We start from the raw sequence: 15,641 nt of genomic DNA, 5'->3' as shown, positions 1-15,641 counted from the left end.
ATGACGATGATCCAGGAGAGACGACCGAAGGCGCCCTCGGATGCCGCGGGCTCGGACGTGCTACTCGAAGTGCGGGGGCTCACGGTCGAGTACGCCGGAGCGACGGGCGCGGTGCGCGCGTGCGCCGATGTCACCTTCGACCTGCAGCGCGGCGAGATCCTCGGTGTCGTGGGGGAGTCGGGATCGGGCAAGTCGACGCTCATCACGGCGCTCACGCGGTTGCAGCGGCCGCCGGCTGTCACGACGGCGGGAAGCGTGGTCTACCACCCTCGCGAAGGCGGAGCGGGGATCGATCTCGTCCAGCTCAGCCCGCGGCGGCTGCGGGGGCTCCGCTGGACGCGCCTGTCGATCGTGCTGCAGAGCGCGATGGACGCGCTCAACCCGGTCACCCGAGTCGGCGAGCAGTTCGTCGACGTGCTGCGCACCCACGACCGCTCGATGAGCCGGGCCGCGGCGTGGGAGGAGGCGCGGCGGCTGCTCGGGCTCGTCGGCATCTCGGCCGACCGTGCGCGGAGCTTCCCGCACGAGCTGTCGGGCGGGATGCGGCAGCGTGCGACCATCGCGCTGGCCCTCGCGTGCCGACCCGAGCTCGTCGTCATGGATGAGCCGACGACGGCGGTCGATGTCGTGATGCAGCGGCAGATCCTCGCCCAGGTGCTGCGGTTGCGGCGCGAGCTCGGGTTCGCCGTCGTGTTCGTCACGCACGACCTGTCGCTGCTGCTCGAGCTCGCCGACCGCATCGCCGTCATGTACGCCGGCCGCATCGTCGAGCTCGCGGCGTCGCGCGAGATCTACCGCTCGCCGCTGCATCCGTACACGCAGGGGCTGCGTGATTCGTTCCCGCCGTTGCACGCGCCGATCCAACGGCTCGAGGGCATCCCGGGAACGCCGCCCGATCTGCGTCTGCTCCCCGCGGGCTGCCCGTTCGCGCCCCGGTGCCCCCACGCGTTCGACCGCTGCCGGTCGGAACTGCCGCAGCTCACCCCGCACGGCGAACGGTCCGTCGCCTGCCACCTGCGCGAACCCGAGGAGGTCGGCTCATGAATGAGACCACGACGATCGAGCCCCCGATCGCGCCCGCGCCCGTGCTCGAGGCCGTCGGCGTCACCAAGCACTTCACCGTCACCTCGGGGCTCGGCGCCAAGGCGACCGTGCACGCGGTCGAGGACATCACGCTCCGGCTCGTCCCCGGCCGGGTCACGGCCGTCGTCGGCGAGAGCGGGAGCGGCAAGACGACGCTCGCGCGGCTGCTCGCGCGCTTCTACGAACCCACCTCGGGCACCGTCCGCCTCGAGGGGCGACCCGTCGAGCGGCCGACCGGTCAGGAAGAGCTCGCCTACCGGAAGGCGGTGCAGCTGATCTTCCAAGACCCCTTCGGGTCGCTCAACCCGCTGCACCGCGTACGGCACAACATCGACCGGGCGATCCGCCTGCACCACCGCGGGCTCTCGCGCGCACAGCGACTCGGCCGCGCGCGCGAGCTGCTGGAACGCGTCGCGCTGACCCCGGCCGACGACTACCTCGAGAAGTTCCCGCACGAGCTGTCGGGCGGTCAGCGCCAGCGCGTGGTGATCGCGCGGGCGCTCGCCGTCGAGCCTCGTGTCCTCCTCGGCGACGAACCGATCTCGATGCTCGACGTCTCGATCCGGCTGGAGATGCTGAATCTGCTCGACCGGCTTCGTCGCGAGGACGGTCTCGCCCTGCTGTACATCACCCACGACATCGCGAGCGCCCGCTACCTCTGCGATGACATCGTGGTGATGTACGCGGGCCGCATCGTCGAGATGGGGCCGAAGGAGGCGGTGATCGCCGATCCGCAGCATCCGTATACGAAGCTGCTCATCGAGTCGTCGCCCGACCCGCAGGGCGACCCCGACCGCGATCGTGACGCCGTCTTCGGATCGGCCGACGACCTGGGCGAGCCCCCGAGCCTGATCGACCCGCCGAGCGGATGCCGCTTCCACCGGCGGTGCCCGTTCGCGATGGAGCAGTGCCGGACGACGCGTCCGCCCAGGATCGCCGTGGGGCCCGACCATGGCGCAGACTGCTGGCTGCACGACGTCGGTCGCGGGCACGAGCTCGCCGGTTCATCGATGACGCAGCTCGTCTCCCGCACCCTGACCGAGGAGGTCCCGTGACCACGCCCGCCGCGCGCCCGCGCTCCATCCGCCAGTCCGACGTGGCCCGCCTCGCCGGGGTGTCGCAGTCGGCGGTGTCACGCGTGATCAGCGGCGACGCCGCGCGTATCCCTGACGAGACCCGGCGGCGCATCCACGAGGCGATCGCCGAGCTCGGCTACGTGCCCAACCCGGTCGCCCGCAACCTCCGCGGCTCGCGCACGCAGCTGCTGGGGGTGCACACGTTCGAGCCGCTCTTCCCGAACGCCCGCGAGGGCTTCTACGTCGAGTTCCTCCTCGGCATCGAGCAGCGCGCCGAGGAGACGGGTCACGACCTCGTGCTGTTCAGCTCGACCGGTGACGGCGCCGGAGGACGCCGGATCTACCGCGACGAGACGAACCGGTTGCGCATCGCCGACGGCAGCGTGCTGCTGGGCGTGTCGCCCGACCGCGACGAGCTCGCCAAGCTCTGGCGCGAGGGATACCCCTTCATCCACATCGGCCGGCGTGATGTGCCGGGCGCCGACATCCCGTGCATCATCCCCGATTACCGCGCAGCGGCATCCGAGATCGTCGGACGCCTGCACGAGCTCGGGCATCGCGACCTCGTCTATCTGCGCGATTCCATCGACGTCGAACCCTACGAGGACCGCCGCGCCGGGTACGCCGAGGCGGTCACTCGTCTCGGCATCGCCGACGCATCGCCCGGGTACCGCGAGGGCCGGGCGGGTGTGCCCGACGAGGTCGTCGACGCTCTCGCGGGTGGCCTGTGCACCGCCGCCGTCGCCGAGAGCGAGCGCGTCGCCGCCGAGCTGCGCACCCGGCTGACGGAGCGCGGCGTCGACATCCCCAGCGACGTCTCGGTCGCCGTCCTCGAGGACACCAGCGCCGGGGACGTGCGATGGGACGACCTCCGCATCCCGCGCCAGGAGATCGGGCGCATCGCCGTCGACCGCCTCATCGAGATGGTGGACGATCCGGATGCCGCCCGCGAGAGCACGTTCGTCGCGTGCGAGGTGGTCGCCGGCGCCACGGTCGCCCGCGTTAAGGAGGAACGAGGATGACCGAGCCGATCGACCTGCTGATCATCGGAGGCGGCGTCGGCGGGGTGGCCGCGGCCATCACCGCGACCCGCCTCGGCCTGCGGGTCGTGATGACCGAGGAATCGGGCAGACTCGGCGGGCAGCTGACCTCCCAGGCCGTGCCGCCCGACGAGCACGCCTGGATCGAGCAGCCGACGACGTCGCCGAGCTACGCCGAGTTCCGGAGGCGTGTGCGCGACTACTATCGCCGCAACTACCCCGTGACCGCGGAGGCGGCGGCCGAGCAGGTCTTCAACCCGGGACGCGGCATCGTCAGCCGGCTCTGCCACGAGCCTCGTGTGGCCGACGCGGTCATCGACGAGATGCTCGCGCCGTGGCTCGCGACCGGGAGACTGCGGATCCTGCGAGACCACGAGCCGGTCGCCGTCGAGGTCGTGGGCGACCGGATCGAGGCTGTCGTCGTCCGCGGCAGCACGGGGGAGGAGATCGTGCTGACGGCCCCGATCGTCGTGGATGCCACCGAGCTCGGCGACCTGCTCGAGCTGGCGCGAGTCGAACACGTCATCGGAGCCGAGGGGGCCGACGACACCGGCGAGCTGCACGCCCCGGCCGTCGCCGATCCGATGGACCAGCAGGCGGTGTCGTGGTGCTTCGCGATCGAGCACCGCGAGGGCGAGGACCACGTCGGCGACCGACCCGCGCGCTACGAGCACTGGCGGACGCACGTCGATGCGTTCTGGCCGGGGCCGCAGCTGTCGTGGACCGACATCGAACCGATCGGCCTGCACGAACGCACACGGCCGCTCTTCCAGGAGATCGACACCCCCGAGGTGCCCTTCGATCTGTGGCGGTACCGTCGTGTGCTCGCCGCCGCGAACTTCACCGGCGGGATCTCCGACGTCACGCTCGTGAACTGGCCGCAGATCGACTACTGGGAGGCACCGCTCCTCGGGGTCGACGCCGTAGCGGCCGATCGGGCCCGCGCGGCGAGCCGCGAGCTGTCGGAGTCGTTCCTCTACTGGATGCAGACCGAGGCGCCCCGTCACGACGGCGGCACCGGATATCCGGGTCTCCGCCTGCGCGGCGACGTCACCGGCACCGCCGACGGGTACGCCGACCGCGTCTACATCCGCGAGGCGCGCCGCGCGGTGACCGAGTTCCGCGTGCTCGAGCAGCACGTCGGGGTGCAGGCCCGCGGTGCAGGGGTGGGGAGCGCCGTGTTCGACGACAGCGTCGGGCTCGGGCACTACCGCATCGACCTGCATCCCTCGACGGCGGGTCGCACGTACGTCGACATCGAGTCGTACCCGTTCCAGATCCCGCTGGGCGCGCTGCTGCCGGTGCGCGTGGACAATCTGCTGCCGGCCGCGAAGAACATCGGCTCGACCCACATCACCAACGGCTGCTACCGGCTGCATCCGGTCGAGTGGAGCATCGGCGAGGCCGTCGCCGCACTCGCCGCCGTCGCGCTCGCCGAACGCGTGCCGCCGCGCGCCGTTCGGGCGCAGCCGCGACTGCTCGACGACCTGCGCCGGGTGCTGACGGGCCGGCTCGGCATCACGCTGCGCTGGCCGGAAGAGGTGCGCACGCACCACTGGAAGCCGCGGGAACGAACCCGCCACATCGTCCCGTCGCGCTGACGCGTCGGGATCGTGCGCCGGCGACGAGGCCGGCGCACGTGTCAGGAAGGACGGATCCATGCCCCCTCTCTCCCACCCGCCCCATCCCGCCGCGCGCCGGCGCGGACGCCTGCGGCGACGTTTCGGCGCCGCCGTCTCGGCGGTCGCGCTCATCGCCGGCCTCGCGTGGGCCGCACCCACCGCGGCCGTCGCCGACGGGTCGCTCCCGGCGCTGTCGACCCAGGGCAACCGCGTCGTCGACGCCACCGGCGCCGATGTCGCCCTGCGCGGGGTGTCGGTGCTCGCCCCCGAGCAGAACGACCTCTGCGACTACTGCGATTCGCGTCCGACCTCCGAGATGATCGATCTCGCGGCGGCCTGGGGATCGAAGGTGGTGCGCCTGCCGGTCACCGAGATCTCGGCGACCACCGACCTCGCCGCCTACGACGCCGAGTACATCGCGCCGTACGTGCAGCAGGCCGTCGACCTCGGCATCTACCTGATCATCGACCTGCACCTCGTCCGCGACTACGGCGACGGGGCGGGTGCGGTGCCGCGCTCGACGGTCGAGCGCTTCTGGGACTACGTCGCCCCGCAGTACGGCGATGTGACCAACGTCGTCTTCGAGGTCTTCAACGAGCCCATCAACCCCGCGAGCTGGTCGACGTGGAAGGCCTACATCCAGCCCGTCGTCGACGGCATCCGGGAGACCGCGCCCGACACCCTGCTGCTGATGGGCTCGCCCCAGTGGAGCACGTTCGTCAACGGCGCGGTGACCGACCCGATCGCCGGCGGCAACATCGCCTACGTGTTCCACATCTACCCCAACCAGGGGGCACCGACGACGGCGCTGCTCGACAGCAAGTTCGGCAACGCCGCACAGCAGATTCCCGTCGTCATCACCGAGTTCGGGTGGAATCCGCCCGGGGAGTTCTCCGACAGCATCACGGCGGGGACCACGACGAACTGGGGCGTGCCGTTCCGCACCTACCTCGACGCGCGCCCGTGGATCGGGTGGCAGGCATGGATCCTCGACAACTTCTGGAAGCCGCAGATGTTCGACTACGACTGGAACATCCTCGGCGGCGAGCACCAGGGGCAGTTCGTCAAGGACTGGCTGGGCGGCCTGCCCAACGTCTCGCCGTGCGCCTCGCACGACGGCCTCGGGGCCGCGGTCACGGTGTCATCGACGTACTCCGCGGCGTTCCCCGGCTCGCGCCTCGTCGACGGCGACTGCACCGACGCCGGCCGGTGGCTCTCGGCGGTGGGCGATGCGACGCCGACGGCGACGATCGAGCTGGCCGCGCCGCAGCGGGTGAGCTCGCTCGGCGTCTACAGCGGGTTCGGCGGCGGGGCCGGAACCGGCGTCGTGCTGGTCGACTTCACGGTCGAGGTCCGCACCGCAGCGGGATGGCAGCAGGTCGCCGCCATCACCGGCAACACGCAGGCGGCGCGCGAGGTCGCGATCGGGGTCGACGGCGTCGAAGCGGTGCGCCTGGTGGTCACGAACCCCTCGGCTTCGACCACCGAGGCCAAGATCGCGCGCGTCTACGAGCTCGCCGTGCGCGGCTGATCTCGCCTCGTCGCGATACAGCTGCAGGACCGGTGGGGCTGGTGTCAACGCCCGCCGACGGCGGGACGACACCAGCCCCACCGGTCCGACGGATGTATCGCCGAACCTGCGCGCCGGATGTCAACCCGGCGAGCGAAACGAACCGGGAAATACTGACGCAACACAGCCCGGATTAGGCTCGCAACCATGGGTGACCTCTTCGACGGATACGGCTCGACGCTGACGCCGCGCAAGACCGTGACGGGGGTGCCGCCGTACGACGAGATGTTCGAGGTCTCGGGCACTCTGCCCGCTCCGGGCAGCTCGCGTGCGGCATACCGCGAGCTCTACCAGGCGCTCGCGCAGATGACCCAGGAGGAGCTCCGGGGACGCACCGAGTCGCTCGCGAGCTCGTACCTCGCGCAGGGCGTCACGTTCGACTTCGCGGGAGAGGAGCGGCCCTTCCCGCTGGATGCCGTTCCCCGCGTCATCGACTACGACGAGTGGTCGCACGTCGAGTCGGGCGTGAAGCAGCGCGTGCGCGCCCTCGAGGCCTTCCTCGACGACGCGTACGGCCACCAGTTCTGCGTCCGCGACGGTGTGCTGCCGGCGAAGCTCATCGCCTCCTCGCAGTACTACTACCGTCAGGCGGCCGGTATCCGCTCCGCCAACGGCGTGCGCATCCAGGTCTCCGGCATCGACCTCATCCGCGACGAGCACGGCGAGATGCGGGTTCTCGAAGACAACGTGCGCGTGCCCTCGGGGGTCAGCTACGTCATCTCGAACCGCCGGGTGATGGCCCAGACCCTGCCGGAGCTGTTCGTCTCGATGCGGGTGCGCCCCGTGGGCGACTACCCGAACAAGCTGCTGCAGGCGCTGCGCGCCTCGGCCCCTCCCGGAGTCGACGACCCCAACGTCGTCGTGCTCACCCCGGGCGTCTACAACTCCGCGTACTTCGAGCACACGCTGCTCGCGCGTCTCATGGGCGTCGAGCTCGTCGAGGGCCGCGACCTGGTCTGCTCGGGCGGCAAGGTGTTCATGCGCACGACGCGCGGCCCGCAGCGCGTCGACGTCATCTACCGTCGGGTCGACGACGACTTCCTCGACCCGCTGCAGTTCCGTGCCGACTCGATGCTCGGCGCTCCGGGGCTCATGCTCGCGGCGCGCCTGGGCAACGTCACGATCGCCAACGCGGTGGGCAACGGCGTCGCGGACGACAAGCTGCTGTACACCTACGTCCCCGACCTCATCCGGTACTACCTCGCGGAGGAGCCCATCCTCAAGAACGTCGACACCTGGCGCCTCGAAGACCCGGGCGCGCTCGAGGAGGTGCTCGACCGCCTCGACGAGCTCGTCGTGAAGCCGGTCGACGGCTCGGGCGGCAAGGGGCTCGTGGTGGGGCCCGACGCCTCACCCGCCGAACTCGAGAAGCTCCGCAAGAAGCTGCTCGCCGACCCGCGCGGCTGGATCGCGCAGCCCGTCGTCATGCTCTCGACGATCCCGACGCTCGTCGAGGACGGCATGCGTCCCCGCCACGCCGACCTCCGCCCGTTCGCGGTCAACAACGGCGAGGAGGTGTGGGTGCTGCCGGGCGGCCTCACCCGCGTCGCGCTGCCGGAGGGCCAGCTCGTCGTCAACTCCAGCCAGGGCGGCGGATCGAAGGACACGTGGGTCGTCGGAGGCGATGCGCCCCGGACGGCCGAGTACAGCCAGGGCAACCTCGCCGGGCTCGTGGCCGACCAGGCGTCGACGCAGGCGATCCCGATCATCTACGACGAGCAGGACGAGCCGGCCCATTCTCCGCAGGACCATCCCGGCGGCCTGAGCGAGCAGCAGGAGCAGCAGCAGCAGACCGGGGGTGCGACGTGCTGAGCCGCATCGCCGAGAGCCTCTTCTGGATCGGACGCTACATCGAGCGGAGCGACGGCACTGCCCGCATCCTCGATGTGCACCTGCAGCTGCTGCTCGAGGACCCGTGGATCGACGAGGACACCGCCTGCCGGTCGCTCCTGTCGGTCATGGGGTCGTTCCCGCCCGAGGGCCTCGATACAGTGACCCGTCAGGACGTGCTGACCCGGCTCGCGGTCGACCGCACCAACCCGTCCAGCATCGCCTACTCGCTGCAGTCGGCTCGCGAGAACGCCCGCCGCGCGCGAGAGATCGTCTCGACCGAGCTGTGGGAGACCCTCAACACGACCTACTCCCGGATGCCGCGGCGGCTCAACGCCGAGAAGGTGCACGAGTTCTTCCACTGGGTGCGCGAGCGCGCGGCGCTCGCCGTCGGCGTCACCGACTCGTCGACGAGCCGCGACGAGGCCTGGCAGTTCTTCACGCTGGGACGCTCGATCGAGCGCACCGACATGACGGCGCGGCTGCTCGCGACCCGGTCGCTGACCGAGGAGTCCGGCCCGTCGTGGACGACGATCCTCCGCTCCTGCGGCGCGTACGAGGCGTACCTGCGCACCTACCGCGGCATGCCGAGCGCGCGCAACGCCGCGGAGTTCCTGCTGCTCGATCGGCTCTTCCCGCGCTCGATCATCCACTCGATCCAGCGCGCCGAGGAATGCATGAGTGCGATCGACCCGGTCGCCGACCGCGTGGGCCACTCCAATGCGGTGCTCCGCGCGCTCGGCCGCATCCGCAACGACCTCGAGTACCGGCCGCTGGGCGAGATCCTGTCGGAGCTGCCCGAGCACATGGACAACGTGCAGAAGGTGACCCGCGAGGCCTCCGAGGCGATCCGGAGCCGTTTCTTCCCCACCGCGGCGGAACCGAACTGGATCGGAGAGACCTCGTGAAGCGTCTGCGCATCGAGCACACGACCGGGTTCACCTACCCCGGCGACGTCGCCGCGTCGTACAACGAGGCGCGGATGCTGCCGAGCTCGACCGACAGCCAGTTCGTGCTGAGCTCGCAGCTCGACATCGACCCGACGACGGCGGTCAACCACTACGTCGACTACTTCGGCACCCGGGTCGCGGCGTTCGACGTGCTGGCCGCCCACCGTTCGCTCGCGATCACGGCCCGCTCGCTCGTCGAGGTGCGGCCGCGCCCCATCGAGCACCGCCAGATCTCGTGGGAGGAGCTGGCCGCCGAGACCGAGCGCTCGATCCACACGGTCGAGCAGCTGGGGCAGACCGCCCGCACCGCGCCGCATCCGGAGGTCGTGCAGCTCGCCCGCGAGATCGCGGCGTCTCACGACGAGCCGGGGCCGGCGGCGCACGCGATCGCGATCGCGATCGGGGACGCCGTGGAGTACATGACCGGCGTCACGGGAGTGCACTCGACGGCGGCGGAGTCGTGGCCCGAGCGCAAGGGTGTGTGCCAGGACATCGCGCACATCACCCTCGGGGCGCTGCGCAGCGTCGGCATCCCCGCCCGCTACGTCTCGGGATACCTGCATCCCGATCCCGACGCGCAGGTCGGTGCGCCGGTGACGGGTGAGTCGCACGCCTGGATCGAGTGGTTCGCCGGCGACTGGCAGGGTTTCGATCCGACGAACAACGTCGAGATCAGCGACCGGCACGTGCTGGTCGGGCGCGGGCGCGACTACAACGACGTCCCGCCGCTGCGCGGGGTGTTCGCGGGGCCGTACAAGAGCGCCCTGCACGTCACGGTGACGATCACCCGCGAGGCGTGACCTCGGCGGCATCCGCTTCATCCGCCTCGCGGCGGGTGCCCCGGCCGAGGGATGCCGTCGCGGCGAGGCCCAGCACGAGGAATCCGGCCGCGGCGAAGCTCGCGGCGCGCGTGCCGTCGGAGAGGGCGGCTTTCGCGTCGGTCGCGATCTCGGCGGTCTGCGGTGAGGCCTCGAGGCCCGCGATCGCACCGCCCGCGCTCTCGACGACGGCGCTGACGACCTCATCGCGCTGCTCGGGCGGGATGCCCCGATCGTCGAGTCGCGTCGCGAGGGCGCCGGAGGTCGTCGAGAACAGGATGGTTCCGAGGATCGCGATGCCGAGCGCGGCGCCGAGCTGACGGGCGGTCGACTGCGTGCCGGACGCCTGTCCTCCCTCGGCGACGGGGACGTCGGCGAGCACGACACCGGTCAGCTGCGCCGTGGCGAGGCCCACGCCGATGCCGTAGATGAACAGCGCGGGGATGAGCGGACCCCAGGTGGCATCCGGCCCGATGACGAGGGCGACGCCGGCGACGCCGACGATCTCGGCCGCGAGGCCCGCGCGCACCACCCACACCGGCGCGACCTTGCCCGACAGGGCGCCGGCCAGCCCGCTCGCGACGAACGAGCCCGCGGCGAGGGCGAGCAGCACGAGGCCCGTCTGGACCGCCTCGAAACCGAGCGCGAACTGCAGCCACAGGGGGAGGGCGAGGATGATGCCGAACTCGCCGAGCGCGACGACGAGAGCGGCGAGGTTTCCGTTGCGGAACGACGGGATGCCGAAGAGCCCGAACGCCAGCAGAGTGGGCTGGCCGGCACGGCGACGGTGCAGGCCCCAGGCGATGAAGGCCGCGATCGCGAGGGCCGAGACCGCGAACGCGATCGGGACGGGCGAGAGGTCGCCGGGCCACGACGCGCCGAAGAGCTCGGGACGCTGGTCGACGGTCCACCAGCCGTAGGTACGTCCCTCGATGAGGCCGAAGACGAGGGTTCCCATGGCGATGACCGACAGGACGGCTCCGACGACGTCGATCCGCGTCGCGCCGCCGCGCGACTCGTCGACCGTGAGCAGGACGCCCACGACGATGAGGATGCCGAGCGGGATGTTGATGCCGAAGGCCCAGTGCCACGAGAACGTCGTCGTCAGCCAGCCGCCGAGCAGCGGTCCGACCGCGGCCATGCCGCCGATGGTCGAACCCCAGACGGCGAAGGCGATGCCGCGCTCGCGGCCGCGGAAGGTCGCGTTCAGCAGCGACAGCGTGGTCGGCAGGATCATCGCGCCGCCGACGCCCTGCACGAAACGGGCGAGGATGAGCAGGTCGCCGGTCGACGCGAGCACCGCGCCCACGGAGGCGAGCGCGAAGACGACGACGCCGGTCAGCAGCATCCTGCGGCGGCCGACCCGATCGGCGATGCTGCCGAAGACGAGCAGCAGTGAGGCGAATACGAGGGTGTACGCCTCCTGCACCCACTGCACCTGGGTCGAGGTGATGCCGAGGTCGTCGACGATCGAGGGGACGGCGACGTTGACGATCGTCGAGTCCACGATGATGAGTGCGACGGCGATGCTGATGAAGACGAGTCCTGCCCACCGGCGGCGTGCCGAAGTTTCCATGATTGCTAGAATAGCTAGCAAAATTGCGGGCACAAGGCGTGGTTCGCGCAACGCGAAAACGGCCGGTCCCGCGGGGAACCGGCCGTCTCGATCGACCCCGTGGATCAGGCGGGCGGGTCGCCCGGGTCGAGCGTCTTCAGCATGTCCTCCTCGGCGGCGTTGTCGGCCGTGAGCTCGTCCTCGGTGGTCTCATCGCCACCGCGGGGTGCGTCGTCGGTGATCGACTGCTCGGCGCTGGGATCGTCGAGGTGACGGTCGCCTGTGGGCTCTTCGGACGGGATCGCGCTGTCTCCGGCGCCGCCGGCCGGGTTGTCGTGGCTGCTCATGGGCGCGACGTTACGCTCGCCGTCGCCGCGCGCGGCACCCCTTGACACGCGATCCGGCCGTGGTGCCGATACACCCGTCGGATCGGCGTGACGGGAGTGGTGACGGCCTCCGCTTGAGGCCACTCCCGCACCGCCGGTCCGACGAATGTATCGCCGCCAGGCGCTGGGGCTAGGCGCGAGGCTCGTAGCGACGCGGTGCGTGCGTGCGGGCGACGAGATCGCGGAGCGCCTCGAGCGAGCCCGACACGAACCCCGCGGCGCGGGCCTGCACCAGCACGTTGCCGAGCGTCGTCGCCTCGACCGGGCCGGCGAGAACCGGCATTCCGGCGCGATCGGCCGTGCGCTGGCACAGCAGCTCGTTGAGCGCTCCGCCTCCGACGATGTGGATCGTCCGGACGTTGACGCGGCCGAGGCGAGCGGCGTCGGCCACGGCATCGGCGAACGCCTGCGCAAGCGACTCGACGATCGACCGGGTGTACTCGGCGCGCGTGCGCGGCGGTGCGACATCGTGCTCGGCGCACCACGCGTCGATGCGGGAGGTCATCTCGCCGGGGGCGAGGAAACGCGGGTCGTTGACGTCGAAGACGACGCCATCCGCTTCGCGTGCGGCGTCGAGCAGCGTCGGCAGGTCGATCCGGTGCCCCTCGTGCCGTTCCCACTGACGGACGGCCTCGCTCAGCACCCACAGGCCCATGACGTTGTGCAGCAGGCGGATGCGGCCGTCGACGCCGCCCTCGTTCGTGAAGTTCGCCTCGAGCGCGGCGCGGCTGAGCACGAGGTGGTCGACCTCGACGCCGACGAGGCCCCACGTGCCGCAGGAGATGTAGGCCGCGGCATCCGGCTGCATCGGCACGGCGACGACGGCCGAGGCGGTGTCGTGCGAGCCGACAGCGGTGACGGGCGTGCCCTCGGGTGCTCCGATCGACGCCGCGACGTGCGCCCGCAGCGGGCCGAGTCGATCACCCGGTGCGATGAGCGGGGGGAGGATGCCGCGGGGGATGCCGAGCGCCGAGACGAGGGCGCCGTCCCATGAGGCCTGCAGCACCCGCAGGAGTCCGGTCGTCGACGCGTTGGTCTGCTCGGCGCGGGCCTCGCCGGTCAGCCAGTACCCGACGAGGTCGGGTACGAGGAGGGCGGTGTCGGCGAACGCGAGCACCTCCGGGTCTTCGGCGGCGAGCTGGTACAGCGTGTTGAACGGCAGGAACTGCAGGCCGTTGCGCTCGAAGAGCTCGGCGTGCGGAAAGCGGGCGTGCACGCTCTCGACCCCGCGCGCGGTGCGCTCGTCGCGGTAGTGGAACGGTTCGCCCAGCATCCGCCCGCCGCGCAGCAGCCCGTAGTCGACAGCCCACGAGTCGACGCCGATCGAGGCGAGGCCGGGGGTCGTGCGGAACGCGTCGCGCAGCCCTCCCAGCACCGCGCCGTACATGCCCACGAGGTTCCAGTGCAGGCCGTCGCCCGCGTGCACCGGGTCGTTGGCGAATCGCGCGACCGTCTCGGTCTCGAGCGTGTCTGCCCCCACATGCCCCACGATGACCCGCCCACTGGTGGCCCCGAGATCCACCGCCGCCACATTCCCCGACACGCTCACGCGCGGCATCCTTCCCTCGGGTGCACGGCCTGCCGCCGAGTGCACGACTTCGGAGCGTGCGGATGCCGTGCACTCGGCGCGAAGCCGTGCACTCGAGTGCCCGCGTTCATCGGAGGAACGCGGCGGCGACGCCGGAGTCCACGGGGATGTGCAGGCCGGTCGTGCGCGAGAGCTCGGGGCCGGTGAGGACGTAGACCGCGTCGGCGACGTTCTCGGGCACCACCTCGCGCTTGAGGATCGTGCGGTTGGCGTAGAACTGGCCGAGGTCCTCCTCGTTGACGCCGTAGGTGGCGGCGCGGTTGGCGCCCCAGCCGGAGGCGAAGATGCCCGAGCCGCGCACGACACCGTCGGGGTTGATGCCGTTCACACGCACGCCGTGCTCGCCGAGCTCGACCGCGAGCAGCCGCACCTGGTGGGCCTGGTCGGCCTTCGTCGCCGAGTACGCGATGTTGTTGGGACCTGCGAAGACGGAGTTCTTCGACGAGATGTAGATGACGTCGCCGCCCATCCTCTGCTCGATGAGTGCCTTCGCTGCCGCCTTGGAGACGAGGAACGACCCCTTCGCCATGACGTCGTGCTGCAGGTCCCAGTCCTTCTCGGTGGTCTCCAGCAGCGGCTTCGACAGCGACAGCCCGGCGTTGTTGACGACGAGGTCGATGCCCCCGAACGCCAGCAGCGTCGCGTCGATCGCGGCCTGCACCCCGTCGGCGTCCGCGACGTTGGCCGCGACGCCGATCGCGACGTCGGTGCCGCCGAGCTCGGCGGCGGCAGCCTTCGCCTTCTCGAGGTCGAGGTCGGCGACGACGATGCACGCGCCCTCGGCCGCGAGCCGGGTGGCGATGGCCTTGCCGATGCCGGATGCCGCACCCGTGACGAACGCGATGCGCCCCTGGTGGGTCTTGGGCTTGGGCATCCGCTGGAGCTTGGCCTCTTCGAGGGCCCAGTACTCGATGCGGAACTTCTCGGCGTCCGAGATCGGCGCGTACGTCGAGAGGGCCTCGGCGCCGCGCATGACGTTGATCGCGTTGACGTAGAACTCACCGGCGACGCGCGCGGTCTGCTTGTTCGCGCCGTACGAGAACATCCCCACACCCGGAACCAGCACGATGAGCGGGTCGGCGCCGCGGATCGCCGGCGAGTCCGCGTCGGCGTGGGCGTCGTAGTACGCCTGGTAGTCGGCGCGGTACTCGGCGTGCAGCTCGTGCAGACGGGCGATCTGCTCCTCGGCCGTTGCCGTCGCGGGAACGTCGAGGATGAGGGGCTTGACCTTCGTGCGCAGGAAGTGGTCGGGGCAGCTCGTGCCCAGAGCGGCGAGAGCGGGCGCCTTCTCGGATGCCAGGAAGTCGAGCACGACGTCGGCGTCGGTGTAGTGGCCGACCATCGGCTTGTCGGTCGAGGCGATGCCGCGGATCGTGGGGGCGAGGGCGGCGGCGCGGGCGCGGCGCTCGGTCTCGGGCAGCGCCTGGAACCCGGCGCGCACGCCGCCGAAGGGCTCTGCCGCGCCGTGCTCGTCGATGTAGGCCTGCGCGGTCTCGATGATCCAGAGGCTGTTCGCCTCGGCCTCATCCGAGGTGTCGCCCCACGCCGTGATGCCGTGCCCGCCGAGGATGCACCCGATCGCCTGCGGGTTCTGCTTCTTGATCTCGGCGATGTCGAGGCCGAGCTGGAAGCCGGGCCGCCGCCACGGCACCCAGACCACCTTCTCGCCGAAGATCTTCGCGGTGAGCGCCTCGCCGTCGGCGGCGGTCGCGATGGCGATGCCGGCGTCGGGATGCAGGTGGTCGACGTGTGCGGCATCCACCAGTCCGTGCATCGCCGTGTCGATCGAGGGAGCTGCGCCGCCCTTGCCGTGCAGGCAGTAGTCGAAGGCGGCGACCATCTCGTCCTCGCGCTCGACCCCGGGGTAGACGTTCACCAGCGCGCGCATCCGGTCGAGGCGCAGCACCGCGAGCCCCGACTCGGTCAGGGTGCCGAGGTCGCCGCCGGAGCCCTTGACCCAGAGCAGCTCGACGGGCTCGCCGGTGACGGGGTCGATGTCGGTGCCCTTGGCGGAGGTGTTGCCGCCGGCGTAGTTGGTGTTCTTCGGGTCGGAGCCCAGGCGGTTGCTGCGCGCGATGAGGTCGGCGGCTGCGGCGGAGGTCATGGCTTTCCTTCGGGGGTAG

General features: G+C 71.1%; 12 protein-coding genes. 8 read left to right on the top strand and 4 right to left on the bottom strand.

Features of this window, described 5'->3' with window-relative positions:
- From C3481_RS07135 to C3481_RS07100, 8 genes are all read left to right on the top strand, one after another.
- Positions 1-1,044, top strand: coding sequence for an ABC transporter ATP-binding protein (locus tag C3481_RS07135; protein WP_103841393.1), 1,044 nt, complete (start codon positions 1-3; stop codon positions 1,042-1,044).
- Positions 1,041-2,138: an ABC transporter ATP-binding protein gene (locus C3481_RS07130; protein ID WP_103841391.1), complete on the top strand. Its 1,098-nt coding sequence runs from the start codon at positions 1,041-1,043 to the stop codon at positions 2,136-2,138. Before C3481_RS07135 ends, C3481_RS07130 begins: the two co-directional genes overlap by 4 nt.
- Positions 2,135-3,181: a LacI family DNA-binding transcriptional regulator gene (locus tag C3481_RS07125; protein ID WP_219817643.1), complete on the top strand. Its 1,047-nt coding sequence runs from the start codon at positions 2,135-2,137 to the stop codon at positions 3,179-3,181. The genes C3481_RS07130 and C3481_RS07125 overlap by 4 nt, the downstream gene beginning before the upstream one ends.
- The gene (locus C3481_RS07120) at positions 3,178-4,800 is read left to right on the top strand and encodes an FAD-dependent oxidoreductase (protein WP_103841389.1); all 1,623 of its coding nucleotides are present in this window, start codon (positions 3,178-3,180) and stop codon (positions 4,798-4,800) included. The genes C3481_RS07125 and C3481_RS07120 overlap by 4 nt, the downstream gene beginning before the upstream one ends.
- A gap of 58 nt (positions 4,801-4,858) precedes the next feature.
- Positions 4,859-6,352, top strand: coding sequence for a cellulase family glycosylhydrolase (locus tag C3481_RS07115; RefSeq protein WP_023952608.1), 1,494 nt, complete (start codon positions 4,859-4,861; stop codon positions 6,350-6,352).
- A gap of 186 nt (positions 6,353-6,538) precedes the next feature.
- The gene (locus tag C3481_RS07110; RefSeq protein WP_023952606.1) at positions 6,539-8,203 is read left to right on the top strand and encodes a circularly permuted type 2 ATP-grasp protein; all 1,665 of its coding nucleotides are present in this window, start codon (positions 6,539-6,541) and stop codon (positions 8,201-8,203) included.
- Positions 8,197-9,129: an alpha-E domain-containing protein gene (locus C3481_RS07105; protein WP_023952605.1), complete on the top strand. Its 933-nt coding sequence runs from the start codon at positions 8,197-8,199 to the stop codon at positions 9,127-9,129. Before C3481_RS07110 ends, C3481_RS07105 begins: the two co-directional genes overlap by 7 nt.
- Complete coding sequence (locus C3481_RS07100; protein ID WP_064956295.1) at positions 9,126-9,971, top strand: transglutaminase family protein; 846 nt, start codon at positions 9,126-9,128, stop codon at positions 9,969-9,971. Before C3481_RS07105 ends, C3481_RS07100 begins: the two co-directional genes overlap by 4 nt.
- On the opposite strand, the gene C3481_RS07095 is transcribed toward C3481_RS07100, so the two are convergent.
- The 4 genes from C3481_RS07095 to C3481_RS07080 all read right to left on the bottom strand — a co-directional run bounded on the left by C3481_RS07095 (position 9,955) and on the right by C3481_RS07080 (position 15,622).
- Complete coding sequence (locus C3481_RS07095) at positions 9,955-11,565, bottom strand: DHA2 family efflux MFS transporter permease subunit (protein WP_103841387.1); 1,611 nt, start codon at positions 11,563-11,565, stop codon at positions 9,955-9,957. The two genes, C3481_RS07100 and C3481_RS07095, sit on opposite strands and share 17 nt — an antisense overlap.
- A gap of 104 nt (positions 11,566-11,669) precedes the next feature.
- A complete protein-coding gene (locus C3481_RS07090; protein WP_036304685.1) occupies positions 11,670-11,891 on the bottom strand; it encodes a hypothetical protein in 222 nt (73 codons plus the stop codon).
- A 169-nt stretch (positions 11,892-12,060) separates the two neighbouring features.
- A complete protein-coding gene (locus tag C3481_RS07085) occupies positions 12,061-13,488 on the bottom strand; it encodes a rhamnulokinase family protein (protein ID WP_103841385.1) in 1,428 nt (475 codons plus the stop codon).
- A 97-nt stretch (positions 13,489-13,585) separates the two neighbouring features.
- On the bottom strand, positions 13,586-15,622 hold the full coding sequence (locus C3481_RS07080; protein WP_103841383.1) for a bifunctional aldolase/short-chain dehydrogenase: 2,037 nt from the start codon (positions 15,620-15,622) through the stop codon (positions 13,586-13,588).
- Between the last annotated feature and the right edge of the window lie 19 nt (positions 15,623-15,641).

Origin of the sequence: Microbacterium sp. Ru50, from assembly GCF_002920555.1 — a bacterium.
In the GTDB taxonomy this organism is placed as follows: Bacteria; Actinomycetota; Actinomycetes; order Actinomycetales; family Microbacteriaceae; genus Microbacterium; species Microbacterium arborescens.
Note: the sequence above shows the minus strand (reverse complement) of the source record. Positions and strands in the feature narration are given on the sequence as shown.